Origin of the sequence: Streptomyces ardesiacus (assembly GCF_003112575.1) — a bacterium.
Taxonomy (GTDB): domain Bacteria; phylum Actinomycetota; class Actinomycetes; order Streptomycetales; family Streptomycetaceae; genus Streptomyces; species Streptomyces ardesiacus.
Map to the genome: position 1 here is coordinate 1,020,069 of NZ_BEWC01000002.1, position 25,247 is coordinate 1,045,315.

Annotated in this window: 20 protein-coding genes and 1 pseudogene; 10 read left to right on the forward strand and 11 right to left on the reverse strand. The window is 72.6% G+C overall.

Annotated features, from left to right (window positions below; translation table 11 throughout):
- Positions 1–2: 2 nt before the first annotated feature.
- Both Sdi02f_RS11665 and glgX read right to left on the reverse strand, forming a co-directional pair.
- A complete protein-coding gene (locus Sdi02f_RS11665; RefSeq protein WP_030402441.1) occupies positions 3–1,430 on the reverse strand; it encodes a sulfatase family protein in 1,428 nt (475 codons plus the stop codon).
- Positions 1,431–1,579: 149 nt separating this feature from the next.
- On the reverse strand, positions 1,580–3,829 hold the full coding sequence (glgX, locus tag Sdi02f_RS11670; protein WP_108933208.1) for a glycogen debranching protein GlgX: 2,250 nt from the start codon (positions 3,827–3,829) through the stop codon (positions 1,580–1,582).
- 156 nt (positions 3,830–3,985) lie between these two features.
- On the opposite strand from glgX, the gene Sdi02f_RS11675 reads away from it, so the two are divergent.
- The 5 genes from Sdi02f_RS11675 to Sdi02f_RS11695 all read left to right on the forward strand — a co-directional run bounded on the left by Sdi02f_RS11675 (position 3,986) and on the right by Sdi02f_RS11695 (position 8,908).
- Positions 3,986–5,224, forward strand: coding sequence for a L,D-transpeptidase (locus Sdi02f_RS11675; RefSeq protein ID WP_030402439.1), 1,239 nt, complete (start codon positions 3,986–3,988; stop codon positions 5,222–5,224).
- 152 nt (positions 5,225–5,376) lie between these two features.
- Positions 5,377–6,573, forward strand: a complete 1,197-nt coding sequence (locus tag Sdi02f_RS11680; protein WP_031086190.1) for a L,D-transpeptidase — start codon at positions 5,377–5,379, stop codon at positions 6,571–6,573.
- A 45-nt stretch (positions 6,574–6,618) separates the two neighbouring features.
- Positions 6,619–7,386 carry an enoyl-CoA hydratase/isomerase family protein gene (locus Sdi02f_RS11685; protein ID WP_030402437.1) on the forward strand — a complete coding sequence of 256 codons (768 nt, stop codon included), beginning with the start codon at positions 6,619–6,621 and terminating at the stop codon, positions 7,384–7,386.
- A gap of 306 nt (positions 7,387–7,692) precedes the next feature.
- Complete coding sequence (locus tag Sdi02f_RS11690; RefSeq protein ID WP_030402436.1) at positions 7,693–8,196, forward strand: ATP-binding protein; 504 nt, start codon at positions 7,693–7,695, stop codon at positions 8,194–8,196.
- Positions 8,197–8,293: 97 nt separating this feature from the next.
- Positions 8,294–8,908 carry an ADP-ribosyltransferase gene (locus tag Sdi02f_RS11695; RefSeq protein WP_030402435.1) on the forward strand — a complete coding sequence of 205 codons (615 nt, stop codon included), beginning with the start codon at positions 8,294–8,296 and terminating at the stop codon, positions 8,906–8,908.
- A 16-nt stretch (positions 8,909–8,924) separates the two neighbouring features.
- Here Sdi02f_RS11695 and Sdi02f_RS11700 read toward each other — a convergent pair whose 3' ends face one another.
- Positions 8,925–9,563 (reverse strand): GNAT family N-acetyltransferase, encoded by a 639-nt coding sequence (locus tag Sdi02f_RS11700; RefSeq protein WP_030402434.1) that lies wholly within the window; start codon positions 9,561–9,563, stop codon positions 8,925–8,927.
- Between the two features lie 48 nt (positions 9,564–9,611).
- Here Sdi02f_RS11700 and Sdi02f_RS11705 point away from each other — a divergent pair, with 48 nt between their 5' ends.
- The 3 genes and pseudogenes from Sdi02f_RS11705 to Sdi02f_RS11715 all read left to right on the forward strand — a co-directional run.
- The gene (locus Sdi02f_RS11705; protein WP_053662713.1) at positions 9,612–10,520 is read left to right on the forward strand and encodes a helix-turn-helix domain-containing protein; all 909 of its coding nucleotides are present in this window, start codon (positions 9,612–9,614) and stop codon (positions 10,518–10,520) included.
- Positions 10,521–10,567: 47 nt separating this feature from the next.
- Positions 10,568–10,780 (forward strand): EF-hand domain-containing protein, encoded by a 213-nt coding sequence (locus Sdi02f_RS11710; protein ID WP_030402432.1) that lies wholly within the window; start codon positions 10,568–10,570, stop codon positions 10,778–10,780.
- Between the two features lie 133 nt (positions 10,781–10,913).
- Positions 10,914–11,594 (forward strand): annotated as a pseudogene (locus Sdi02f_RS11715) (NADPH-dependent F420 reductase); the annotation flags it as partial.
- 7 nt (positions 11,595–11,601) lie between these two features.
- Here Sdi02f_RS11715 and Sdi02f_RS11720 read toward each other — a convergent pair.
- Positions 11,602–12,159: a glycoside hydrolase family 25 protein gene (locus tag Sdi02f_RS11720; RefSeq protein WP_108933209.1), complete on the reverse strand. Its 558-nt coding sequence runs from the start codon at positions 12,157–12,159 to the stop codon at positions 11,602–11,604.
- A 211-nt stretch (positions 12,160–12,370) separates the two neighbouring features.
- On the opposite strand from Sdi02f_RS11720, the gene Sdi02f_RS11725 reads away from it, so the two are divergent.
- Entirely contained in the window at positions 12,371–13,105 is a 735-nt protein-coding gene (locus Sdi02f_RS11725) for a D-Ala-D-Ala carboxypeptidase family metallohydrolase (protein ID WP_031086198.1), read from the forward strand.
- A gap of 72 nt (positions 13,106–13,177) precedes the next feature.
- Here Sdi02f_RS11725 and Sdi02f_RS11730 read toward each other — a convergent pair whose 3' ends face one another.
- The 3 genes from Sdi02f_RS11730 to Sdi02f_RS11740 all read right to left on the reverse strand — a co-directional run bounded on the left by Sdi02f_RS11730 (position 13,178) and on the right by Sdi02f_RS11740 (position 16,096).
- A complete protein-coding gene (locus Sdi02f_RS11730; RefSeq protein WP_030402428.1) occupies positions 13,178–14,602 on the reverse strand; it encodes an MFS transporter in 1,425 nt (474 codons plus the stop codon).
- Between the two features lie 141 nt (positions 14,603–14,743).
- Complete coding sequence (locus Sdi02f_RS11735) at positions 14,744–15,691, reverse strand: hypothetical protein (protein WP_051783486.1); 948 nt, start codon at positions 15,689–15,691, stop codon at positions 14,744–14,746.
- 3 nt (positions 15,692–15,694) lie between these two features.
- Positions 15,695–16,096, reverse strand: a complete 402-nt coding sequence (locus tag Sdi02f_RS11740; RefSeq protein WP_030402426.1) for a hypothetical protein — start codon at positions 16,094–16,096, stop codon at positions 15,695–15,697.
- A 160-nt stretch (positions 16,097–16,256) separates the two neighbouring features.
- Here Sdi02f_RS11740 and Sdi02f_RS11745 point away from each other — a divergent pair, with 160 nt between their 5' ends.
- Complete coding sequence (locus tag Sdi02f_RS11745) at positions 16,257–20,852, forward strand: CHAT domain-containing protein (protein WP_108933210.1); 4,596 nt, start codon at positions 16,257–16,259, stop codon at positions 20,850–20,852.
- A 15-nt stretch (positions 20,853–20,867) separates the two neighbouring features.
- Here the strand turns inward: Sdi02f_RS11745 and Sdi02f_RS11750 are convergent, their stop codons facing one another.
- The 4 genes from Sdi02f_RS11750 to gcvT form a co-directional block, all read right to left on the reverse strand.
- Positions 20,868–22,235, reverse strand: a complete 1,368-nt coding sequence (locus Sdi02f_RS11750; RefSeq protein WP_030402424.1) for an L-serine ammonia-lyase — start codon at positions 22,233–22,235, stop codon at positions 20,868–20,870.
- A gap of 101 nt (positions 22,236–22,336) precedes the next feature.
- Entirely contained in the window at positions 22,337–23,599 is a 1,263-nt protein-coding gene (glyA, locus tag Sdi02f_RS11755; RefSeq protein ID WP_108933211.1) for a serine hydroxymethyltransferase, read from the reverse strand.
- A gap of 14 nt (positions 23,600–23,613) precedes the next feature.
- The gene (gene gcvH / locus Sdi02f_RS11760; RefSeq protein ID WP_030402422.1) at positions 23,614–23,991 is read right to left on the reverse strand and encodes a glycine cleavage system protein GcvH; all 378 of its coding nucleotides are present in this window, start codon (positions 23,989–23,991) and stop codon (positions 23,614–23,616) included.
- Between the two features lie 101 nt (positions 23,992–24,092).
- Positions 24,093–25,226, reverse strand: a complete 1,134-nt coding sequence (gene gcvT, locus Sdi02f_RS11765; RefSeq protein ID WP_030402421.1) for a glycine cleavage system aminomethyltransferase GcvT — start codon at positions 25,224–25,226, stop codon at positions 24,093–24,095.
- Positions 25,227–25,247 lie beyond the last annotated feature (21 nt).

Genomic DNA, 25,247 nt, shown 5'->3' on the forward strand with positions numbered 1-25,247 from the left:
GCTCAGGCCGCCGGATAGGGCAGCAGCTCGCGGTCGGTGCGCTCCCAGGCCGCCTTCAGCTCGGCCAGCAGCTCCGGCCGGTCGGCCGCCAGGTCCGCCTGCTCACGGGCGTCGGCGGCGAGGTCGTACAGGTGGTCGCGGCCCTGCGCGTCCCGGTAGTACTTCCAGTCGCCGCGCCGCAGCGCCCGGTTGCCGCGCACCCGCCAGAACAGGTCGCGTTCGGGCAGCGCCCGGCCGCGCAGCAGGTAGCCGGCGAGGCTGTGCCCGTCGAGGGGGTACGCCGGGTCGGGGCGCGCACCGCCCAGCTCCAGCAGGGTCGCCGTCCAGTCCGGGGAGTACACCGGCTCGTGACTGACCTGCCGTCCGTCGACGCGGGCCGGCCAGCGCAGCACGGTCGGCACCCGGATCCCGCCCTCCAGCAGCTCCGACTTGCCGCCGCTGAGCGGCCACTGGTACGAGAAGCGTTCACCGCCGTTGTCGCTGGCGAAGACGACGACGGTGTTCTCCTCCTGGCCGGACCGGCGCAGCGCGGCGAGCACCCTGCCGACCGAGGCGTCCAGGTTCTCGACCATCTCCCGGTACTTCTCCACCGAGCCGCCGTCGTTGTGCAGCAGGGCGCCCAGCACGTTCCCGGACCGCACCTCGTCGGCGATCGCGGCGCCGGTCTCCTCGTCGTCCTCGGTCAGCCAGGGCCAGTGCGGGGTGGTGAAGTTGAGGTTCAGCAGCCAGGGCCGGCCGTGGTCGCGGCCGACGTACTCGACGGCCCGCTCGGTGAGGACCGTGGTGTAGTAGCGCAGGTCCTTGTAGGTGGCGTCGCCCTCGTACAGGTCGTACTCGCCGAGCTGGCCCAGCTTGGAGAAGTACTCCAGGGCCCCGCCGAAGTTGCCGAAGAACTCGTCCCAGCCGGACTTGGTCGGGCTGTAGTCGGGGAGCCAGCCGCAGTGCCACTTGCCGATCAGCGCGGTGGCGTAACCGGCCCGCTTCAGCAGGGACGCGAGGGTCGGGTGGTGGGGGTCCAGGCCCTGGGCGCGGTTGCCGATCGGCTCCGCCAGCCCGCCCTTCGTACGGCCCGGGTGGCGCCCGGTGTAGAGGCTGAAGCGGGTGGGGGAGCAGGTCGCCGATCCCGAGTACGCCTGGGTGAACCGCACCCCCTGCGCGGCGAGCCGGTCCAGGTGCGGGGTCCTGATGTGCGGGGCGCCGTACGAGGACAGGTCGGCCCAGCCGAGGTCGTCGCCGAGGATGAACAGGAAGTTGGGGCGCTCGCCGGGCCGGGACCCGGTGCGCGCCGCGAAAGGGCGCTCGGCGGGGCCGGAAGCGGCCGCGGAGGCGGGGGCGGGCGTGGCGGCCTCGGCGGCGGACGTGCCGGCGACGGCGCTCACCGCACCGCCGCCGACCAGGCCGCCGAAGAGGCGACGGGATATCTCGGGCATGCGTGATCCCCTGGAGGACGAGGGCGGAAGTGCGCGCCCGATGGGGCGCCGGCCAGGGACGTTTCCAGGCACGCCGAGGCACGGTCAAGAAGATCGCCGACGAGTTCACGGAGCCGAAACGCTGCCTTGAGAAACCGCCCGGGACGGCGTCAGCCGGCCGCCCGCAGCAGCAGCACCGTCCGCCCCGGCACCGTGACCGCCGCCCCCGCCGCGTGCACGGTGCCCGGCGCACCGCCCTGCTCCTCGCGGCCGGTGTCGACGACCACCTCGTACCGCCGCGCCCACGGCGGACCCGGCAGGACGAAGCGGGCCGCCTCCCCGCCCGCGTGCAGGACGGCCAGGAAGCTGTCGTCGGTGACCGGGTCCCCCCGCTCGTCGCGGCCCGGGATGTCCCGCCCGGACAGGAACATGCCGAGGGTGGCCGCGGGGGCGAACCAGTCCCGCTCCGTCATCTCGGCGCCCTCCGCCGTGAACCAGGCCAGGTCGCGCAGGCCGTCCGCGGAATGCGCGCGGCCGGAGAAGAAGGCCCGGCGGCGCAGCACCGGGTGCCGGTGGCGCAGCGCCACCAGCCGCGAGGCCAGCTCGAACAGCGGTCGCCACTCCGGGTCGTCGAGCAGGCTCCAGTCCACCCAACTGGCCGCGTTGTCCTGGCAGTAGGCGTTGTTGCTGCCGCGCTGGGTGCGGCCCATCTCGTCGCCCGCGACCAGCATCGGCACCCCCGTCGACAGCAGCAGCGTGGTCAGCAGGTTGCGCAGCTGGCGCCGCCGCAGCGCACGCACCTGCGCGTCGTCCGTCTCGCCCTCCGCGCCGCAGTTCCAGGACCGGTTGTCGTCCGTGCCGTCCCGGTTGCCCTCGCCGTTGGCCTCGTTGTGCTTGCGCTCGTAGGACACCAGGTCGCGCAGTGTGAAACCGTCGTGCGCGGTGACGAAGTTGACCGAGGCGTACGGCCGCCGCCCGCCCCACGCGTACAGGTCGCTGGAACCCGACAGGCGGTAGCCCATCTCCCGCACGTCCGGCAGCGCGTGCCGCCAGAAGTCCCGCACCGTGTCGCGGTAGCGGTCGTTCCACTCCGTCCACAGCGGGGGGAAGGCGCCCACCTGGTAGCCGCCCGAACCCACGTCCCACGGCTCGGCGATCAGCTTCACCCGCCGCAGCACCGGATCCTGCGCGATCACCGCGAGGAACGGGGAGAGCATGTCGACGTCGTGCATCGAGCGGGCCAGCGCCGCCGCCAGGTCGAACCGGAAGCCGTCCACGCCCATCTCCGTGACCCAGTACCGCAGCGAGTCGGTGATCAGGCGCAGCACGTGCGGCTGGACGACGTGCAGGGTGTTGCCGCAGCCGGTGTAGTCCGCGTACCGGCGGGCGTCGGACTGGAGGCGGTAGTAGCCGCGGTTGTCGATGCCCTTCAGGGAGAGCGTCGGGCCCCGCTCGCCCGCCTCCGCCGTGTGGTTGTAGACCACGTCCAGGATCACCTCGATGCCGGCCGCGTGCAGCGCGCGCACCATCCGCTTGAACTCGCCGACCTGCTGCCCCGTGGTGCCGGAGGCCGCGTAGGCGGCGTGCGGGGCGAAGTAGCCGACCGAGTTGTAGCCCCAGTAGTTCCTGAGGCCCCGCTCCAGCAGGTGGCTCTCGTGCGCGAACTGGTGCACCGGCAGCAGTTCCACCGCCGTCACGCCCAGCCGGGTCAGGTGTGCGACCGCCGCCGGGTGCGCCAGGCCCGCGTACGTGCCGCGCAGCTCGGGCGGGACGTCCGGGTGGAGCTGGGTGAAGCCGCGCACGTGCAGTTCGTAGATGACCGAGTCCGCCCACGGCGTCTTGGGCCGGTGGTCGTCCGACCAGTCGTCGTCGTCATGGACCACCACTCCCTTGGGGACGTACGGCGCCGAGTCCCGGTCGTCGCGCACGGTGTCCGCCACGTGCTGCTCAGGCCAGTCGCGGACGTGCCCGTAGACCTCGGGCGGCAGGACGAAGTCGCCGTCCACCGCGCGGGCGTACGGGTCGAGCAGCAGCTTCGCCGGATTCCAGCGGGCGCCGGTCCACGGGTCCCAGCGGCCGTGCACCCGGTAGCCGTACCGCTGCCCGGGCAGGACGCCCGGCACGAAGCCGTGCCATATCTCGTGCGTCAGCTCGGTCAGCCGCACCCGCCGCTCCCCGGCACCGGGACCCGGCCCGTCGAACAGACACAGCTCCACCGCCTCCGCCCCGCCCGCCCACAGCGCGAAGTTGGTCCCCGCCACCCGGTCCGGGCCGGTCCGGAACCGGGCGCCCAACGGCACCGGGGTGCCCGGCCGGGCCGCCGCGGCGGGCGGCGGGGCGGCCCGCCGCCCGCCGTTGACCACCACGGACGGACGCCCGTCCGCGCCGGCCACCGCCTCCTGCTCGGCTGCGCTGGACACCTGTCGGCCTCCCACGGCTCGTGGAAACGACGTCCGTCAGGAGGGCGTACGGCGTCCCGGCCGCTGCTCCCCGTCGCGTCGTCCTCCCCACAGTTCTGCCCACCGGGTGGCTCGCACTCACGTTTCCCCGGGGCCGACCGGTCGTTACGGGTGGATGTGAGGCACGTACACGGGCGCGCACGGCGCGCGGGCGCCGCTCTGGCCGCCCTACTGACATGGGCAGGACTGCTGGCCGGGGCCGCCGGATGCACCGGGGACGGCGGCGGCATCGGCTCCGGCATCGGCGACATGTTCGGCAAGCCACCCGCCGCCGAGGACGTCATCCGCGTCACCCCGGACGACGGGAGCAGGGCCGTCCCGCCGGAGAGGAAGCTGTCGGTGCGGGTGCCCGACGGGCGCCTGGAGTCGGTGAAGGTGGTCAGGTCCCAGGACGCGCAGGAGACCCCGGTGCCCGGCCGGATCTCCGAGGACGGCCTGAGCTGGCGGCCCGACGAGGACCGGCTCGCCCTCGCCGCCAAGTACACCGTCGACGCCGTCGCCCTGGACGGCGGCGGACGCCGCTCGGCCCGCCACACCACGTTCACCACCAAGGTCCCCGAGGAACGCTTCATCGCCTACGTCGCCCCCGAGAACCGCTCGGTCGTCGGCACCGGCATGATCGTCTCGCTGGAGTTCAACCGCGAGATCACCCATCGCGCCGCCGTCGAACGCGCCGTCACGGTCACCGCGGAGCCCGCCGTCGAGATCCGCCCCCACTGGTTCGGCAAGGACCGCCTCGACTTCCGCCCCGAGGAGTACTGGAAGCCCGGCACCGAGGTCACCGTCGACCTCCGGCTGCGGGACGTCGAGGGCGCGAAGGGCGTCTACGGACTCCAGCACAAGAAGGTCTCCTTCACCGTCGGCCGCAGCCAGGTCTCCCGCGTCGACGCCCTCGAACGGACCATGGAGGTGCGCCGCGACGGCACGCTGCTGGCCACCGTGCCGATCACCGCGGGGGCGCCGACGACGCCCACCTACAACGGCCGGATGGTGATCACCGAGATGCTCGAGGTCACCCGCATGAACAGCCGCACGGTCGGCTTCGGCGGCGAGTACGACATCCCCGACGTCCCGCACGCCATCCGCCTGACCAGCTCGGGCACCTTCCTGCACGGCAACTACTGGGCGCCCGCCGACACCTTCGGCCGGGCCAACGTCAGCCACGGCTGCGTCGGTCTGCGCGACGACAAGGGCGGCGGGTCGGACACCCCGGCGGGCTGGTTCTTCGACCGCAGCCTCGTCGGCGACGTCGTCGAGGTCGTCCACAGCAAGGACAGGACCGTCGCCCCCGACAACGGGCTCGGCGGCTGGAACATGAAGTGGCAGCGATGGAAGGCGGGCAGCGCGGTGAAGTGACCCCGCCACCCCTCCCGGCCCGGGCCGCCAACTCGGTACGGAACGGTGACAATCCATCGGTCCCGCAACCCCCTGGCCTGCGGTTACGATGCGCCGGTGCGCGCGGGCGCACTGGGGCGCGGGCCCGACCAGGCCCGGCGAGGGGAGAACAGGTGAACGTGCGTCCGATAGCGGGGGCGGTACTCGGGCTGCTGATGCTGACCGTCACCGCGTGCGGTGGCAACGGCCCGGGGGCCGGGGACGGCAAGGGGGAGAGGGCCAAGGACTCCACCGCGGCGCAGAGCGAGCAGTCCGAGGCCGTCGTCACCGTCGCCCCGAAGAACGGGGCCGAGGCGGTCGACACCAGCGGTGCCCTCAAGGTCGGCGCCGCGAAGGGCAAGCTCACCGAGGTCGTCGTCAAGGACGCCAAGGGCGCGAAGGTCGACGGCGAGATATCCGGGGACGGCGCCACCTGGACGCCGTCCACCCACCTGGCCGCCTCCACCACGTACACCGTGCACGCGGTCGCCAAGGACTCCGCGGGCCGCACGGCCGCCGAGGACTCCCGCTTCACCACCCTGACGCCGAAGAACACCTTCACCGGCACCTTCACCCCGGAGGACGGCTCGAAGGTCGGCGTCGGCATGCCGTTCTCGATCCGCTTCACCCGGGGCATCACCCACCCGGAGGACGTCGAGAAGGCCATCACCGTCAAGACCGAACCGGCCGTCGAGGTCGAGGGCCACTGGTTCGGCAACGACCGCCTCGACTTCCGCCCCGAGCAGTACTGGAAGGCCGGCACCAAGGTCACCGTCGACCTCAACCTCGACGGCGTCGAGGGCCGGGACGGCGTCTACGGCAAGCAGGCCAAGACCGTCTCCTTCACCGTGGGCCGCAGCCAGGTCTCCGTCGTGGACGCCAAGAAGCTCACGATGAAGGTCGTGCGCGACGGCAGGACCGTCAAGACCATCCCCGTCACCACCGGCGCACCCGGCTACGAGACCTGGAACGGCCAGATGGTCATCACCGAGCGGCTCCCGGTGACCCGCATGAACGGCGAGACCGTCGGCTACGGCGGCGAGTACGACATCAAGGACGTCCCGCACGCCATGCGCCTGTCCACCTCCGGCACCTTCATCCACGGCAACTACTGGGGCGGCGACGCCTTCGGCAACCGCAACTCCAGCCACGGCTGCATCGGCCTGCGCGACGTGCGCGGCGGCTGGGACAAGGGAGCGCCGGCCCGCTGGTTCTTCGAGAACTCCCTCATCGGCGACGTGGTCGTGGTCAAGAACTCCAACGACGCCACCATCGCCCCGGACAACGGCCTCAACGGCTGGAACATGTCCTGGGAGAAGTGGAAGGCGTGAGGGGGAGACTGCCCCGCCGCGTGAACGCCCGCTAACCTGCGGGGCATGACCGTACACCTCGAAGTCGCGGACGGTGTCGCAGCGCTGCGCCTGGACCGCCCGCCCATGAACGCGCTGGACGTCGCCACCCAGGACCGGCTGAAGGAGCTGGCCGAGGAGGTCACCCGGCGCGAGGACGTCCGCGCCGTCGTGATCCACGGCGGCGAGAAGGTGTTCGCCGCGGGCGCGGACATCAAGGAGATGCAGGTGATGGACCACGCGGCGATGATCGCGCGGTCCCGTGCCCTCCAGGACTCCTTCACCGCGGTGGCCCGCATCCCCAAGCCGGTGGTCGCGGCCGTCACCGGCTACGCGCTGGGCGGCGGCTGCGAACTCGCCCTCTGCGCCGACTTCCGCATCGCCGGGGAGAACGCCAAGCTGGGCCAGCCCGAGATCCTCCTCGGGCTGATCCCGGGCGCGGGCGGCACCCAGCGGCTGTCCCGGCTGATCGGCCCCTCCAAGGCCAAGGACCTGATCTTCACCGGCCGCCAGGTCAAGGCCGACGAGGCGCTGGCCCTCGGCCTGGTGGACCGGGTGGTCCCGGCCGCCGAGGTCTACGAGCAGGCGCACGCCTGGGCCGCACGGCTCGCCAAGGGGCCCGCCATCGCCCTGCGCGCGGCGAAGGAGGCGATCGACACGGGTCTGGAGACGGACATCGAGACCGGTCTCGCCGTCGAGCGGAACTGGTTCGCGGGCCTGTTCGCCACGGAGGACCGCGAGCGCGGCATGCGCAGCTTCGTCGAAGAGGGCCCCGGCAAGGCGAAGTTCCTCTGACACCGCCCCACAGGAAGTACAAGTTTCACCCGAAGTCCCGCTGTACTCCTTGCAATTGACACGATGTCTCATCCGGGTCCCTCGATGGGGCGGTTTATGGCAGCCTTAACGCACCCATAAGCGCGCCTTGTCGAGGGAGTCCGTCGCTTGTCTCCGGCCGAGCCGTCGTCGCAGGTCATCGCGCCTGCTTCCGGTCCCGCACTGTCTGTGGCACATGCCGAACGGCCGTCGCCCCGCCCGCTTGCCGCCGGAGCCCATTCACCGGGAACGGCCCCCAAGCCCCCGGAAGGCGGCCATGATGGGGGCATGGCGGGGCTGGAGGGTACGGGACAGCCGCGGGGAGCCGGACGTGCGACCGCGGCGCGCTGGTCGCCGGCGGTCGAGGACGAGCGCGCGACCCAGGCGCTGGACCTGTACGGCAACCCCACGGAGCGCGAAGTCCGGCTGCCCTCCCTCCCCGAGTCCGCGGCCACCGCCCGCCGGCTGGCCCAGGTCGTCTGCCTGCGCCAGTGGACACTCGGCCCCAAGGTCACCGAGGACGCCGTCCTGCTCGTCTCCGAACTGGTCGGCAACGCCGTGCGCCACACCGGCGCCCGCGTCTTCGGCCTGCGCATGCGCCGCCGCCCCGGATGGATCCGGGTCGAGGTCCGTGACCCCTCCCGGGGGCTGCCCTGCCTGATGCCGGTGCAGGAGACGGACGTCAGCGGGCGCGGTCTCTTCCTCGTCGACAAACTCTCCGACCGCTGGGGCGTCGATCTGCTGCCGCGCGGCAAGACCACCTGGTTCGAGATGCGCGTCGTGGACCGGTGAGAGTCCATCTGCCGCTGAAATCAACCCCGTTCGCCGGACACGCCACCTACGGGTGAGAATCCGGAGCGTGCGGCGCCACGGCCGGGATCGTATCCGCATGATCACCACTCGTCTGCGCCGCCGGACCGCCGCCGCCGTCCTGTCGCTCTCCGCGGTCCTCGCCACCTCCGCCGCGGCCGTCCCGGGAGCCGCCCCCGCCCCCGCGGCGGCCCCCGCCAAGGCCGCCCCGGCCTGCCCCCAGTTCGACGACAAGACCAAGGCCGCCGCCGACCGCGGCGTCGACGTCGACCGCATCACCCCCGAGCCGGTCTGGCGCACCACCTGCGGCACCCTCTACCGCAGCGACAGCCGCGGCCCCCAGGTCGTCTTCGAGGAGGGCTTCCACGCCAAGGACGTCCGGAACGGCCAGTACGACGTCGAGAAGTACGTCCTGGTCAACCAGCCCTCGCCGTTCGTCTCGACGACCTACGACCACGACCTGTACAAGACCTGGTACAAGTCCGGCTACAACTACTACATCGACGCCCCCGGCGGCATCGACGTCAACAAGACCATCGGCGACACCCACAAGTGGGCCGACCAGGTCGAGGTCGCCTTCCCCGGCGGCATCCAGCGCAAGTACATCATCGGCGTCTGCCCGGTCGACCGGCAGACCAAGACCGAGATCATGAGCGAGTGCGAGAGCAACCCGCACTACCAGCCCTGGCACTGACCCCGGCCGCCCCGGCTCAAGGGCGCTGGAACAGCGCCTCCGAGCCCACCGGCCGGTAGCCCGCCGCCTGGAACGCCCGCAGACTGCGGGCGTTCCCCGCCGAGACCTGCGCCCAGACCGCCTCGCCCGCGGACCACTGCCGTGCCGCCGTCATCAGCCGCCGCCCCAGCCCCCGGTGCCGGGCGCCGTCCGCCACCTCCACGGCGACCTCCAGCCGCCCGCCGACCCCGCGGCCCAGCACCAGCACCCCGCCGTCCGCCGCCCACACCCGCACCCCGTCGCGCCGCCGCCGGGCCGCGACGACCCGCGGATGCCCGGGATCGGCCACCTCCGCCGGCGCGATGTCCGGCCGCCCCGGAAGCGGGGCGCCGGTCAGCAGCACGTCTACCGTGTCCGTCGTACGCCCCGTGCGCTCCGCGAAGGCCGTCAGGAAGCGGGGATGCATGGCCGCGGCGAGCGGATCGCAGTCCAGCGCGGCCAGCGTCCCGCGCACCCACCCCTCGTCCTCGTCGGTGAAGACCACCGAGTGCGCCGTGAACGCGATCACCCCCGCGTCCCGGCCGGCGTGCTGCGGCACGACGCTCGTCCCGCCGTCCGCCGGCGGGAACACCCCCCGCGCCGCCGCGTCCAGAATGTCCCGCAGGCTCTCCGCCACACCGCGCTCCTTGAGTCTCCACCCACTGGAAGGCACAGACTCCCAGACATGACCGACGACGGCACCGGCCTCATGACCATCGGCGCGCTGGCGCGCACCACGGGACTCGCGGTGCGCACCATCCGCTACTGGTCCGACGAGGGCGCCCTGCCCCCGGTCACCCGCTCCCCGGGCGGCTACCGGCTCTACGACGCCGCCTCCGTCGCCCGCCTGGAGCTGATCCGCACCCTGCGCGAACTGGGTCTGGGCCTGGACGCGGTACGCCGTGTGCTGGCCGGCGAGACCACGGTCGCGCAGGTCGCGGCGGCGCACGTGAGCGCGCTGGACGCGCAGATCCGTGCGCTCAGGGTGACCCGCGCGGTGCTGTCCACCGTGGCACGACGCGGCTCGACCGCAGAGGAGATGACCCTGATGAACAAACTGGCGCGACTGTCCACCGCCGAACGGCGGCGGATCATCGAGGACTTCACGGCGGAGGTCTTCGACGGCATCGACACCGGGGACCCCGGCGTCCGCACCCGCCTGCGCTTCGCCGTGGCCGACCTGCCCGACGACCCCACCCCGGAACAGGTGGACGCCTGGGTGGAACTGGCCGAACTGATCCAGGACCCGGAGTTCCGGCGGGCGATGCGCCGGTCGGCCGAGTTCAACGCGGCGGACCGGGGGCCGGACGTCCCCACCGGCTCCTGGTTCATGAGCCGCCTGGTGCAACTCGCCGGGGACGCGCTGCGGGAGGGCGTCGCGCCGGACTCGCCGCGGGCCGCCGGCATCCTGCACGCGCTGATCGGCGACGCCGACCCGGCCGTCGTACGCGAACGCCTCACCGCGGGGGCCAACGTCCGGCTCGCCCGCTACCGGGAGTTGTCGGCGATCGTGAACGGCCACGAGCCGCCGCCCGCCCACGAGGAGGAGTTCGGGTGGGTGGTCGCCGCGCTGGACGCGCGGGCGGGCGGATAATCTGACCTGCGTCAGAAGGACCCATGCGCGAAACGAGGGGCGGACCGGTGGCGGACATCGAGGAAGCACGCAAGCAGTTCGAGCGGATCGACACGGACGGTGACGGTCTCATCACCGCGGCCGAGTTCAAGACCGCGCTCGCCCAGGGCGGCGACTGGAACGTCACCGAGTCCGTGGCCGAGGCGATCATCGCCGGCCGCGACCTCGACGGCGACAAGAAGCTGTCCTTCGACGAGTTCTGGGCCCACCTGAACAAGTAGCGGCACCACGACGAGCGGGGCGCCCACCGGTCACCCGGACGGGCGCCCCGCCCGGAATAGCGCACCCCGGCCGGAGGTTGGTGCGGGTCACGGGCGCGGGCCACGGGGCTCCGCGCGACACGACCTCCGGAAGGCCAGGCGAGTCGGCATCATGAAGATCGGCATCATCGGCGCGGGCAACATCGGCGGCAACCTCACCCGGCGGCTCACCGCCCTCGGGCACGACGTCTCCGTCGCCAACTCGCGCGGACCGCACACGCTCACCGCGCTGGCCGAGGAGACCGGCGCCACCCCCGTACCGGTGGAGGAGGCGGCGCGCGGCGCCGAGATCGTGGTCGTCACGATCCCGCTGAAGCGCGTCCCCGAGCTGCCGTCCGGCGTCCTGGACGGGGCGGCCGAGGGCGTCGCGGTCATCGACACCGGCAACTACTACCCGCAGCAGCGGGACGGCAGGATCGCGGGCATCGAGGACGAGGGCCTCACCGAGAGCCGCTGGACCGAGGGCCACCTCGGCCACCCGGTGGTCAAGGCCTTCAACGGCACCTACGCCCAGGACATCCTCGACCGGCATCGCCCCGCCGGAGCACCCGACCGCATGGCGCTCCCGGTGGCCGGCGACGACGAGGCGGCCAAGGCCAAGGTCCGCGCCCTGATCGACGAGCTGGGCTTCGACACCGTCGACGCCGGCGGCATCGACGACTCCTGGCGCCAGCAGCCCGACACCCCGGTCTACGGCCTGCGCGAGGGAGTCGACGGCGTCACCAAGGCGCTGGCGGAGGCGTCCCCGGAGCGGCCCGCGGGCTTCCGGGGCTGACCCGCCCTCAGGCGCCGTGGGCCCACTCCTTGAGCGCGGCCCGGCTCGAGAAGTCCGCCACGTTGGTGTCGACCGGTTCGTCCGTGTACTGGTGGAAGCGCCACTTGGCCCGGATGCGGGGCTTGCCCGCCGAGACGTAGTCGGCGATCCAGAGCCCGTCACCGGCGTACGAGGTGGTGTCCACGTTCAACCAGAAGTGCCGGTTGCAGTAGAGGACGACGCGGTTGTCCGGCCGCAGCGCCTTCAGCTTCTTGATGAAGCTGTCCTTCTCCGCGTTGCTCGGATGCGTGCCCTCGCCGTTCGTCTCCCAGTCGACGGCGAGGATGTCGCCCTTGCGGTCCGGGGCCTTGGAGACGAAGTGCTCGGCCTGGGCGGTGAGGTTGCCCGGCCACAGGAAGTGGTAGAAGCCGACGACGAGTCCGGCGTCGCGCGCCCGTTTCGTCTGGGCCGAGAGCTTGGGGTTGACGTACGAACGGCCCTCCGTCGCCTTCATGAAGACGAAGGAGAGGCCGTCGGTGTCGTAGCCGGAGGACTGGTAGGCGCTGACGTCGATGCCACGCAGCATGGGGCCTCCCTGAGGAGCTGTGGGGGGAAGTGGTCGGGTCCTGCTCGTTCCTGGTCTTTCTCCCCTTTTCCTTCCCCTTGACGGAGTCGGAGATTCCCCCGGGGGCCTCCGTCCGGCGAACGGCCGCCCACGAGGGCCCTGTTGACGCGCGTAGCGCCGTGGCCCACGCTGGGCTCCGGTTCACGGACGCTTCGAGGCTCGGGAGGCCGGGATGTTCAGACGCGTGTCACGCTTGCTTCTCTCACTTGTCATGATCGTGACAGGAGCGGTCATCGGTGTGGGGGCCACCGCCGGCACCGCGCAGGCCGACTCCTGCTACACCTGGAACCGCACCCTCTCCCAGGGGTCCTCCGGCAGCGACGTGACGCAGCTCCAGATCCGCGTCGCGGGCTGGGTCACCTCCGGCGAACGGCTCTCCTACGACGGCCAGTACGGCGCCCGCACCGCCGCCGCCGTCAAGAAGTTCCAGGCCGCCTACGGGCTGGCCGCGGACGGCGTCGCGGGCCCCGCCACCTTCAGCAAGATCTACGCGCTCCAGGACGCGGACTGCACGCCCGTCCACTTCACCTACGCGGAGCTGAACAAGTGCAACTCCGACTGGTCGGGCGGCGCGGTCTCCGCCGCCACCGCCAAGGCGAACGCGCTGAAGACCATGTGGAAGCTGGAGGCGATGCGGCACGCCCTCGGCGACGTACCCCTCACAGTCTCCAGCGGTTTCCGCTCCCGCGCCTGCAACACCGCCGTCGGCGGCTCGTCCACCAGCCGCCACCTCTACGGCGACGCCGCCGACCTCACCGGCTCGCCCAGCTTCTGCCGGCTCGCCCAGCAGGCCAGGACCCACGGCTTCTCGGAGATCCTCGGCCCGGGCTACCCCGGCCACAACGACCACACCCACGTGGCCTTCGACCCGTCGCCGTACTGGTCGGCGCCCAACTGCGGCATCTGAGGACGCCGGAGCCCACCCTGCGCGGACCGCGCAGGGTGGGCTCCGTGCGGCTCGCGCGGGACTGCCGAGGGCTCAGGACGCGGACGACGACGCGGCCGGGGCCGTCCGGGCGGCGTCCTCGCCGGCGGGTGCGGGCTCCCGCTCGTCCAGGGAGACGTCCTTGGTCTCCTTGGAGAGCAGGAGGGCGGCCAGCGTCAGCACGGCCATCGCCGAGAGGTACACGCCGACCAGCCACGGCGAGCCGTCACCGGCCTCCCACAGCGCCACCGCGATGAACGGGGCGACGGCCGCGCCGAGGATCGAGCTGACGTTGTACGAGATGCCGGACCCGGTGTAGCGCACGCTCGTCGGGAACAGCTCCGGCAGCAGGGCGCCCATCGGGCCGAAGGTCATGCCCATCAGCGTGAAGCCGAGCACCAGCCACAGCACCACGCCGAGCGTGCCCATGCCGATCAGCGGCACCCAGACCAGGCCGAAGACCACGATCGCGGCCGTGATCCAGACCAGGGTGGCGCGGCGCCCGTACCGGTCGGCGAGCGGGCCGGAGACCAGTGTGAACACGGCGAAGAACAGCACACCGAAGATCATCATCAGGACGAACGTCGTGTAGCCGTACCCCAGCCCCGGCACGTCGGCGTCCTTCGCGGCGCGCCCGTAGCTCAGCGAGAACGTGGTCATGAGGTAGAAGAGCACGTACGTCGCCAGCATGATGAACGTGCCCAGGACCAGCTGCTTCCAGTGGCCCTGGACCACGGTGGCCAGCGGCAGCTTCCGCACCTTCCCGGCCTCGCGGGTCCGGGTGAACACCGTCGACTCGACGAGCCGCGAGCGCACCCACAGGCCGATCGCGACCATCACGGCGGAGAACAGGAACGGGATGCGCCATCCCCAGCTCGCGAAGGCCTCGGACGGCTGCGTGGGGTCGGCGCCGCTCTCGGAGGGCAGCAGCGCCCCGATGACCAGGAACAGGCCGTTGCCGATGATGAAACCGAGCGGGGCGCCGAGTTGGGGGAAGGTCCCCCACAGGGCCCGCTTGCCGCGGGGCGCGTTCTCGGTCGCGACCAGCGCGGCCCCGCTCCACTCGCCGCCGAGCGCGAAACCCTGGGCGAGCCGCATCAGCACGAGCAGCGCGGTGGCGACCCAGCCGGCCTGCGCGTAGGTGGGCAGTACGCCGATGAGGAAGGTGGCGATGCCCATGGTGAGGAGCGAGACGACCAGCGTCTTCTTGCGGCCGAGCCGGTCGCCGAGGTGTCCGAAGAAGACGGCGCCCACCGGCCGCGCGACCATCGCGGCGCCGAAGACCGCGAACGACGACAGCAGGGCCGTGGTGGGGTCGCTGCTCGGGAAGAAGAGCTTCGGGAAGACGAGGACGGCGGCGGTCGCGTAGATGTAGAAGTCGTAGAACTCGATCGTCGTCCCCATGAGGCTGGCGACGAGGACCCGCGACCGGGGATTGACGGGCGTCTGCGGTGCTGGGGCGGAAGCTGGTGCGGGCATGGCTGGTTCTTTCACGTGCGAAACATGTGTCCCGCAACGATCTCAGTCGTCTTGTTTTTCGGAAAGCGAGTGTCACGATGTGAGACACCCGCGGCCGGCGGGTGCTCCTGCCGCCCCTGCCGCCCCTACCACGACGGTCCCTCAGTCGTCACTCCCGTCCGGGGGCGGGGGCGCGGTGGGCGTCAGATACCGGGTGACGGTGTCGGCGGCGTCGAGGGTGAGGGGGACGGTGGCGTCCAGGCCCAGGTGCCCGGCCAGGTCGCGGGCGTGCAGACGGGTGGCGGCTTCCAGCAGAAGGGCGTACGCGTCGACAGCCGCGTGCGTACGGGCCCGGGCGGTGAGGGCGAGGACGCAGGCGACCAGGGCGGCCGGCCACCACCGGAGGGTGAGCGGCAGGTAGAGCAGGGCCCAGGCGGCCAGTGTGGTCGCGCGGGTGAGGGCCTGGCGGGCGGCGGTGACCTCGCCGCGGGGGCCGTCGGGGAGCGCGAGCCACAGGTGGGGCCACGTGGCGGCCAGGTCGAGGCCCTGGTCGCGCTCGATGCGCACCGCCGCCGCGTTGAGGCGGTCGCCGCTCCAGGTGGGACGCGTGGGTTCTTCGACCGCGATGCGTGTCATGGCGCGTTCCGCGGCGTGCCGGGCTGCGGGATCGGCCCGGTTCCCGGAGGCCAGGGAACGGATGTCGTCGTCGCGGCGCCGGTGCCAGGTCCGGGCGGCGGCGATCCACGCGCGGCGCCTTCGGGCCGTGCGCCGGGCGGCGAGTGTGCGGGCGGGACGTGGCCAGGCGGGCCAGTCGGCGGCCAGCCAGAGCCGTTCCAGCAGGGAACCCAGCGCCTGCGCGGCGAGTCCCGCCATCGCCGCGGCGGCCAGCACCGCCAGCAGCAGCACCACCTGGCCGCCGCCCCCGGCCGCGGCCGAACGGTCGGCCCAGGCGGTGATCCGGTCGGCCGTGCGGGACAGGTCGAACGGGTGAGTGTGGCCGAGGGAGACCGCGGCGGTGGCGACGGCCAGGTACAGGGCACCGGGCAGCGCGAGCAGGGTCACCCACTTCTCGGCCAGCTTCCTGCCCACCTCGGTCAGCAGCCCGCCCACGGGTCAGAGCCGCTTCCTGCGCAGGGCCGCACCGCTCATCCGGCACTCCGGCACCGGTTCGGCGGCCCGCCGCGGCCACCAGGAACGCGTGCACAGTCCGCCGGGGCACAGATACACGTGCTCACCCGTCAGCGGTCGCGCGACCCCTTCCGGCCACATCCCCCGGAGGCCGGACCCCTCGTCGGCGTAGCCGTCCAACCCCCATGGATCGCCGCCGACCTGCAGCACCGCGTGCAGCCTGTCCAGCGCGTCCGCCACGTCGCCCCCGCCCCGCACGGCGGCCAGTACCCGCTCCACCGGGCTGTCCCCACCGGTGGGCACGCCCCGCAGATCCCTGCGGATCTCGTCGAGGTGACCGCACAGCGCCGCCAACCGCCCTGCCGTGCACCCTCGTTCGTCAGCCATGGCCCACCCCCGTACCGCCGGTTCGGCCGCCGCCCCGCCCCGCGGCCGACTAACCTGACACCTCATTGGATTGTTGCACCGAACAACGGGCGTTGCGTCGGTTCACCCCCATGCACCGGTAGGGCGTGGCCGTCGAGGACGGTACGGACAGGGGGCGCGGGTGCGCGACGAGTTGGTGGCCTCGGTGTGGGCACGGCTGGGGCGGCTGGCCGAGACGGGCGATCCTTCCGCCGTGATGGAGCCGCAGGCCCTCGCCGACGCCCAGCGGCTCGCCGCGCTCCTGCGCACCGCCGACGGCAGCGGCGAGAGCGACGTCACCGCCTGGTACGCACTCGGCTGGTTCCACTGGAACCGCGGGGCCGCCCTCCCCCTCGGCGTCAACCACACGGATCTGACCGCCGCGGTGTCGGCGTTCGTTCCGTGCTTCCTCGACGGTGCCGAGGGACTGCCACCAGACGCGCTGCCGTTCGTCGCGGGGCACGCGGCACCGCACGCGGTCGAGCTGTTCCACCGGGCCACGAAGTCGGCCGATCCGGACCTGCTCTCCGCCACGGTGCTCCTGTGGAAACGAGTGGTGCACGCCATGCCGCCCGGCTTCCCCCAGCGTCCGGTGTGCCAGGCCTACGTGGCGGCCGCGCTGCAGTTGCGGTTCTCCCGGGCCGGGGACCGCGGCGACCTGGACGCCGCCATCGACGTGGCCCGGGACGCGCTCAGGGCCTTCGCCGCCGACGACCCGCAGCGGATGAAGTGCCTGAGCCTCCTGGGAGACGCACTGCGGGTGCGGTTCACGCGATCCGGTGACCCGACGGACCTGGACGAAGCCGTCGAGCATCTCAGGACCACGGTGAGGGCCGTGGCCGCCGACGACCCCGAGCGGGCGGGATACCTGTCCAACCTGGGGATCGCGCTCGTGCCGCGGTTCAAGCAGACCGCGGACCGGGCGGACCTGGACGAAGCCGCCCGCAGTCTGCGGAGCGCGGTGGCGTCCGCCCCCGCCGACCATCCCGACCGGGCGACGTACCTGTCCAACCTGGGGTCGGTGCTGAGGATCAGGTTCCAGCGCTTCGGGGACCAGGTGGACCTCGACCAGGCCGTCACCGTCGAGCGGGAGGCGGCGGAGGCGACCCCCGCAGGCCACCCGAACCGGCCTCTGTACCTGTCCAACCTCGGGGTCGCGTTGACGGAACGGTTCCACCGGACCGGCGACCTGGCGGACTTGGCCGAAGCCGTCCGCAGTCTCCAGGACGCGGTGGCGGCCACCCCCGTCCATCACGCGGAGCGCCCCACGTACGTGTCCAACCTCGCGGACGCGTTGCACGCCCAGTTGGAACGCACGGGGAGCCAGACGAAAACCGGTGATGCCGTCGTGGTCGCGCGGGAGGCGCTGCACACGCTTCCCGCCGACCACCCCGACCGGCCGAGCCATCTGGCCAAGGTCGCCGTCGCGCTCCTCTCGCGGTTCGAGCGCGTCGGCGACCGGACGGATCTGGACGAGGCCGTCGACCGCCTCCGTGCTGCGGTGGCCCTCGTCCCCGACAACCGTCCCGAGCGGGCGGGGCACCTGTCCAACCTGGCAGCCGCTTTGCAGTCGCGGTTCGAGCGCACCGGGGACCGGGTGGATCTGGACGAGGCCGTCGGCTGCCTCGGTGCCGTGGTGGCCCTCGTCCCCGACGACCATCCCGACCGGCCGGCGTACCTGTCCAACCTGGGGGTCGCACTGCAGTCGCGGTACGACCGCAACGGGAACCCGGTGGACATCGACGACGCCGTCGCCGCGGGACGGGACGCGCTGGCACTCTTCCCCGGCGACCATCCCGACCGGGCCGTGTGCCTGTCCAACCTGGGGGTGGCCCTGCAGTCGCGGTACGACCGCGTCGGCGAGCCGGCGGACCTGGACCAGGCCGTCGCCGCCCTGCGCGAGTCCGTTCACACCACCCCCGACGACCATCCCGGGCGGGCCACGATCCTGTCCACGCTCGGGATGGCGCTGCGGGCCAGGTACGAGCGGACCGGGGACGCGGGGGACCTGGACGAGGCCGTCGCCGTGGGGCGGGAGGCGGCGGAAGCCACCCCCGACGATCACCCCGCACGGACGCTGCGGCTGTCCAACCTCGCGGTCATCCTGCAGGCGCGTTTCGGGCGCACCGGGAGCATGACGGACCTGGGCGAGGCCGTGCGCGGTCTCAGGACGGCGGTGGCGGCCACCCCGGAGGACCACCCCACGCGGCGGTTGCTCCTGACCAACCTCGGGCAGGCGCTGCGCGCCAGTTTCGAACGGGCCGGGGACGTAGCAGACCTGGACGAGGCCATCGGCGTGGAGCGTCAGGCGGTGGCGGCCACCCCGGACGACCACCCCGACCGGGCCCGGCACCTGTCCAACCTCGCGGTCGCCCTGATCGGACGGTTCGGCCGCACGGGGGAGCGCGCGGCCCTGGACGAGAGCGTCGACTGCCTCCGGGCCGCGGTGGCGGCCACCCCCGTCGAGCACCCGGAACACCCCCGGTACCAGACCAACCTCGGACTGGCGTTGCTGTCGCGGTTCGAGCGCACCGCGGACCCGGCGGACCTGGACGAGGCCGTCGCCGTCCAGCGGAAGGCAAGGGGAGCCACTGCGGACCACCACGTCAACCGAGCGCAGTACCTGTCCAATCTGGGGCAGGCGCTGCTGGCCGGATTCGAGCGGACGAAGGACCGGGCGGCCCTGGGCGAGGCCGTCGACTGCTTCCGGGCCGCGGTGGCGGCCACCCCCGTCGAGCACCCCGAACGCCCCCGGTACCAGACCAACCTCGGGGCCGCGTTGACGTCCCGGTTCAAGCAGAGCCGGCAGGAGGCGGACCTGGAAGAAGCCGTCGACCACCTCCGGGCCGCGGTCGCCGTCACCCCCGCCGATCACCCCGAAGGCGCGAAAGCCCAGATCGGCCTGGGCACCGCGCTCTGGGCCAGATCCGAGCACACCGGGAACGGGACGGACCTCGACGGGGCTGTCGCCGCCTACGCCGAAGCCTGCGCCTCGCCCACGGCGAGCCCGTCCGTCCGCGTCAAGGCGGGAAGTGCCATCGCCGCGCTGCTGGCCGCGTCGGACCCGGGGCGGGCGTCCGACGCGGCGGAGGCCGCGGTGCTGCTGCTGCCCGAGTTGACCGCACGGCAGTTGGGACGGGTCGATCAGCAGTACGCGCTCGGTCAGTACGCCGGCCTCGCCGTGAACGCCGCAGGACTCGCTCTGGCCGACCCCCGCACGGGCCGGCGTGAACGGGCCGCCAGGGCGCTGCGGTTGCTGGAGGCGGGGCGGGCGGTCCTCTACAGCCAGGCGCTGGACACCCGTGACGACATCACCGACCTGGAAGAACGTCACCCGGCCCTGGCCGCACGTTTCGTGCGCCTGCGTGCCCGGCTGGACCAGCCCGTCGGCGACTCCGCCCTCGGCGAGCTCCTGGACACGGGCGCCCTCGCCGCGGACCAGGAGCGCGGCGCCCCCCTCGACCGGCACGACCTGGTCCGCGATTTCACCCGGACCCTGAGTGAGATTCGCGCGCTCGACGGGTTCGGCTCGTTCGCCCTCCCGCCCAGCGTCGAGGAACTCCTCTCCGAGGCGTCCCAGGGCCCGGTCGTGGTGTTCAACATCAGCCACTTCCGCAGCGACGCCCTGGTCCTCACCCACGACGGCATCACCTGCCTGGAACTCCCCGGCATCACCGTCGCCACCGTGAACGAGCAGATCACCGCCTTCCACCAGGCGCTCGTCACCGCCTCCACCGGCGCGAGCGCCGCTGCCCGGCGCGCGGCGCAGGAGGACATGACGGCAGTCCTGGAGTGGCTGTGGGACAACGCGGCAGGACCGGTGCTCGGTCTGCTGGGCCACGACCGGCGGCCGTCGGCGGAGGCCGACTGGCCACGGGTGTGGTGGGTGCCGGGCGGAGTGCTGGGGCTGCTGCCGCTGCATGCCGCGGGCCACCACACCGATCCCGCCGACGACGCGCGCCGGCGTACCGTCCTGGACCGGGTGGTTTCCTCCTACACACCGACCGTCCGCGCCCTGCGCCACGCCCGCCGCACCAGTGGCGGCCGGGTCCTGTCCCCGGACGCGCCCGTCCGGGGCCTGATCGTCGCCATGCCCACCACTCCCGGAGTGCCCGGACTCGGCCGCCTCCCCTACGTGGCGGCCGAGGCGGAGCTACTGCGCCGGCACCTGCCGGATTCCGTCCTGCTGCGTGAGCCCGACCCCGCGGACGCGGACGTGCCCCTCACGGAGCCGCCCACCAAGCCGGCCGTTCTGCGCCACCTGCCCGACTGCACGATCGCGCACTTCGCCTGCCACGGCGCCAGCCATCCGGCCGACCCCTCCCGGAGCCTGCTCCTGCTCCACGACCACGCGTCCGACCCGTTCACCGTCGCCAGTCTCGCCCCCGTCCGCCTCGACCACGCCCGGTTGGCCTACCTGTCCGCCTGCCGCACCGCGGCCGTCGGCAACGTCGAGCTGATCGAAGAGTCCATCCACCTGACCTCCGCCTTCCAGCTCGCCGGGTTCCCCCACGTGGTGGGCACCCTGTGGGAGATCAGGGACCAGACGGCCGCCGCCGTCGCCGACGCCTTCTACACCCACCTGCGCACCCCTGCCGGAGCGCTGGACACCAGCCGTTCGGCCTGGGCGCTCCACCAGGCGGTACGCGACCTGCGCGACGGTCAGGACCTGCCGGGCGGGCTCGATCGCACCAAGGTCCCCTACCTGTGGGCCGCATACCTCCACACCGGTGCCTGAGCCGCCGAGGGCCGCTCAGCACTCGATGATGTTCACCGCGAGCCCGCCCCTGGCCGTCTCCTTGTACTTGACGGACATGTCGGCGCCGGTCTCCTTCATGGTCTTGATGACCTTGTCCAGGGAGACCTTGTGGGAGCCGTCGCCGCGCATCGCCATCCGGGCCGCGGTGACCGCCTTGACCGCGGCCATGCCGTTGCGCTCGATGCACGGGATCTGGACGAGGCCGCCGACCGGGTCGCAGGTGAGGCCGAGGTTGTGCTCCATGCCGATCTCGGCCGCGTTCTCCACCTGCTCCGGGGAGCCGCCGAGCACCTCGGCGAGGGCACCGGCCGCCATCGAGCAGGCGGAGCCGACCTCGCCCTGGCAGCCGACCTCGGCGCCGGAGATGGAGGCGTTCTCCTTGAAGAGCATGCCGATGGCGCCGGCCGCGAGGAGGAAGCGGACCACGCCGTCCTCGTCGGCGCCGGGGACGAAGTTCATGTAGTAGTGCAGGACCGCGGGGATGATGCCGGCCGCGCCGTTGGTGGGCGCGGTGACGACCCGGCCGCCGGCCGCGTTCTCCTCGTTCACGGCCATCGCGTAGAGGGTGATCCACTCCATGGCCAGGGCCTGCGGGTCGCCCTCGGAGCGCAGCTTGCGCGCGGTGTTCGCGGCGCGGCGGCGGACCTTCAGGCCGCCCGGCAGGATGCCCTCGCGGGTCATGCCGCGCTCCACGCACGCCCGCATCACCCGCCAGATCTCCAGCAGGCCCTCGCGGATCTCGTCCTCGTCGCGCCAGGCGCGCTCGTTCTCCAGCATGAGGGCGGAGATGGACAGACCCGTCTCGCGGGTCAGGCGCAGCAGCTCGTCGCCGGTGCGGAAGGGGTACTTCAGGACGGTGTCGTCGAGGACGATGCGGTCGGCGCCCACCGCGTCCTCGTCGACGACGAAGCCGCCGCCCACCGAGTAGTAGGTCTTGGTCAGCACCTCGGCGCCCTCGGCGTCGTACGCCCACAGCGTCATGCCGTTGGCGTGGTAGGGGAGGGCCTTGCGGCGGTGCAGGACCATGTCGTCGTCGTAGGAGAAGGCGATCTCGTGCTCGCCGAGGAGGCGGATGCGGCCCGAGGACCGGATCGTCTCGACGCGGGTGTCGGCCGTCTCGACGTCGACCGTGCGCGGGGAGTCGCCCTCCAGGCCGAGCAGCACCGCCTTGGGGGTGCCGTGGCCGTGGCCGGTGGCGCCGAGCGAGCCGTACAGCTCGGCGCGGACGGAGGCGACGGAGTCCAGCAGCTCCTCGTTGCGCAGGCGGCGGGCGAACATGCGGGCCGCGCGCATCGGGCCGACCGTGTGCGAGCTCGACGGGCCGATGCCGATCGAGAACAGGTCGAAGACCGAGATGGCCACGGGGACTCCTCAGAACGGGGGTGGTGCGGAGGGCGGTGCTTGGGACGGGGCGCCGGACCCTGCTTGTGGCGGGCGCGGCGCCCCGTCCTCGGGCGCGGTGTCTACTTGTTCAGACCCGGGTACAGCGGATGCTTGTCGGCCAGGGTCTTCACCCGGGCCTTGAGGGCCTCGGCGTCGTAGGACGGCTTCAGCGCCTCGGCGATCACGTCCGCGACCTCGGCGAAGTCCTCGGCGGTGAAGCCGCGGGTCGCCAGGGCCGGCGTACCGATGCGCAGACCGGAGGTCACCATCGGCGGACGCGGGTCGTTCGGGACGGCGTTGCGGTTGACCGTGATGCCGACCTCGTGGAGGCGGTCCTCGGCCTGCTGCCCGTCCAGCTCGGAGTCGCGCAGGTCCACCAGGACCAGGTGGACGTCCGTGCCGCCGGTCAGGACGGAGACGCCCGCCGCCTTGGCGTCGTCCCGCACCAGGCGCTCGGCCAGGATGCGGGCACCCTCCAGCGTACGGGTCTGGCGCTCCTTGAAGTCCTCGCTCGCGGCGACCTTGAAGGCGACGGCCTTGGCGGCCACCACGTGCTCCAGCGGGCCACCCTGCTGACCGGGGAAGACGGCGGAGTTGATCTTCTTGGCCAGCTCGGCCGTGGAGAGGATCACACCGCCGCGCGGGCCGCCCAGGGTCTTGTGCGTGGTGGTGGTGACGACGTGGGCGTGCGGCACCGGGTTGGGGTGCAGGCCCGCCGCGACCAGACCGGCGAAGTGCGCCATGTCGACCATCAGGTACGCGCCGACCTCGTCGGCGACCTTGCGGAACGCGGCGAAGTCCAGCTGCCGCGGGTAGGCCGACCAGCCGGCCACGATCAGCGTCGGCCTGCTCTCCTTGGCGAGGCGCTCCACCTCGGCCATGTCCACCTGGCCGTCGTCGCCGACGTGGTAGGGGACGACGTTGTAGAGCTTGCCGGAGAAGTTGATCTTCATGCCGTGGGTCAGGTGCCCGCCGTGGGCGAGGTTCAGACCCATGATCGTGTCGCCGGGCTTGAGCAGCGCGAACATCGCGGCCGCGTTGGCCTGGGCGCCCGAGTGCGGCTGGACGTTGGCGTGCTCGGCGCCGAAGAGCGCCTTGACCCGGTCGATGGCGATCTGCTCGACCACGTCGACGTGCTCGCAGCCGCCGTAGTAGCGGCGGCCGGGGTAGCCCTCGGCGTACTTGTTGGTCAGGACCGAGCCCTGGGCCTCCATGACCGCGACCGGGGCGAAGTTCTCCGAGGCGATCATCTCGAGGGTGGACTGCTGGCGGTCCAGCTCGGCGTCGACGGCGGCGGCGACGTCCGGGTCCAGCTCGTGCAGGGGCGTGTTCAGAAGCGACATGCGGGCGTGACTCCTCAGCCGGCGGTGAAGGCGGTGTACTCGTCGGCGGAGAGCAGGTCGGCCGGCTCGTCCGTGACCCTCACCTTGAACAGCCAGCCGCCCTCGAAGGGGGCGCTGTTCACCAGCGACGGGTCGTTGACGACGTCCTCGTTGACCTCGGTGACCTCACCGGAGACGGGGGAGTACAGGTCGGAGACGGACTTGGTCGACTCCAGTTCGCCGCAGGTCTCGCCCGCGGTCACCGAGTCGCCGACGTCGGGAAGCTGCACGAAGACGACGTCACCGAGCGCGTTGGCCGCGTGCTCCGTGATGCCGACCGTCGAGGCGCCGTCCACGGCGTCCGACAGCCACTCGTGCTCCTTGCTGTAGCGAAGCTGCTGGGGGTTGCTCATGGCCTGAATTCTCCTGTACGCGAGGAAGTGTCTGGTGAAGGGGGTGAGGGGGGAGCCGCGAGCGGCACGGGGTGCGGTGCCGCCCGTGTCCGCTTCCGGGTCTACTTCTGCCGCTTGTAGAACGGCAGCGCCACGACCTCGTACGGCTCGTGGCTGCCCCGGATGTCCACGCCGACGCCCTCCGTGCCCGGGGCCGCGTGCGCGGGGTCGACGTACGCCATGGCGATGGGCCTGCCCAGCGTCGGGGACGGGGCGCCGGAGGTGACCTCGCCGATCACCTCGCCGCCCGCCACCACCTGGTACCCGGCGCGCGGGACCCGGCGGCCCTCGGCGACCAGGCCGACCAGGACGCGGGGCGGCTGCGTCGCGGCGCGCTCGGCGGCCTCGGTCAGCGCGGCGCGCCCGACGAAGTCGCCCTCCTTCTCGAACTTCACCACCCGGCCGAGCCCGGCGTCGAACGGCGTCAGCGCGGTCGACAGCTCGTTGCCGTACAGCGGCATGCCCGCCTCCAGGCGGAGCGTGTCCCGGCACGACAGCCCGCACGGGATCAGTCCGGCGCCCTCGCCCGCCTTGGTCAGCGCCTCCCACAGCGCGACGGCGTGCTCGGGCCGCACGAACAGCTCGAAGCCGTCCTCGCCGGTGTAGCCGGTGCGGGCGATCAGCGCCGGGACGCCCGCGACCGTGCCGGGCAGGCCGGCGTAGTACTTCAGGCCGTCCAGGTCGGCGTCGGTGAGCGAGGCGAGGATGCCCGGGGACTCGGGGCCCTGCACCGCCAGCAGCGCGTAGGCGTCGCGGTCGTCGCGCACCTCGGCGTCGAAGCCCGCCGCCCGCTCGGTCAGCGCGTCCAGCACGACCTGGGCGTTGGAGGCGTTGGCGACGACCATGTAGTGAGCGGACGCGGCCCCGGGCTCGTCGAGCCGGTAGACGATCAGGTCGTCCAGGATGCCGCCGTCCTCGCGGCAGATCATGGTGTAGCGGGCCCGGCCCGGCTTCACGGTGGCGATGTTGCCGACCAGCGCGAAGTTCAGCAGCTCGGCCGCCTGCGGCCCGGTGACGGTGATCTCACCCATGTGCGAGAGGTCGAAGAGACCGGCGCGGGTGCGCACCGCGAGGTGCTCCTCGCGCTCGGAGCCGTAGCGCAGGGGCATGTCCCAGCCGGCGAAGTCGGTCATCGTCGCGCCCAGCGCGCGATGCGTGGCATCGAGCGCGGTACGGCGCAGTTCGGTACTGCTCATCGGTCGGTCGTCTCCCAGGAC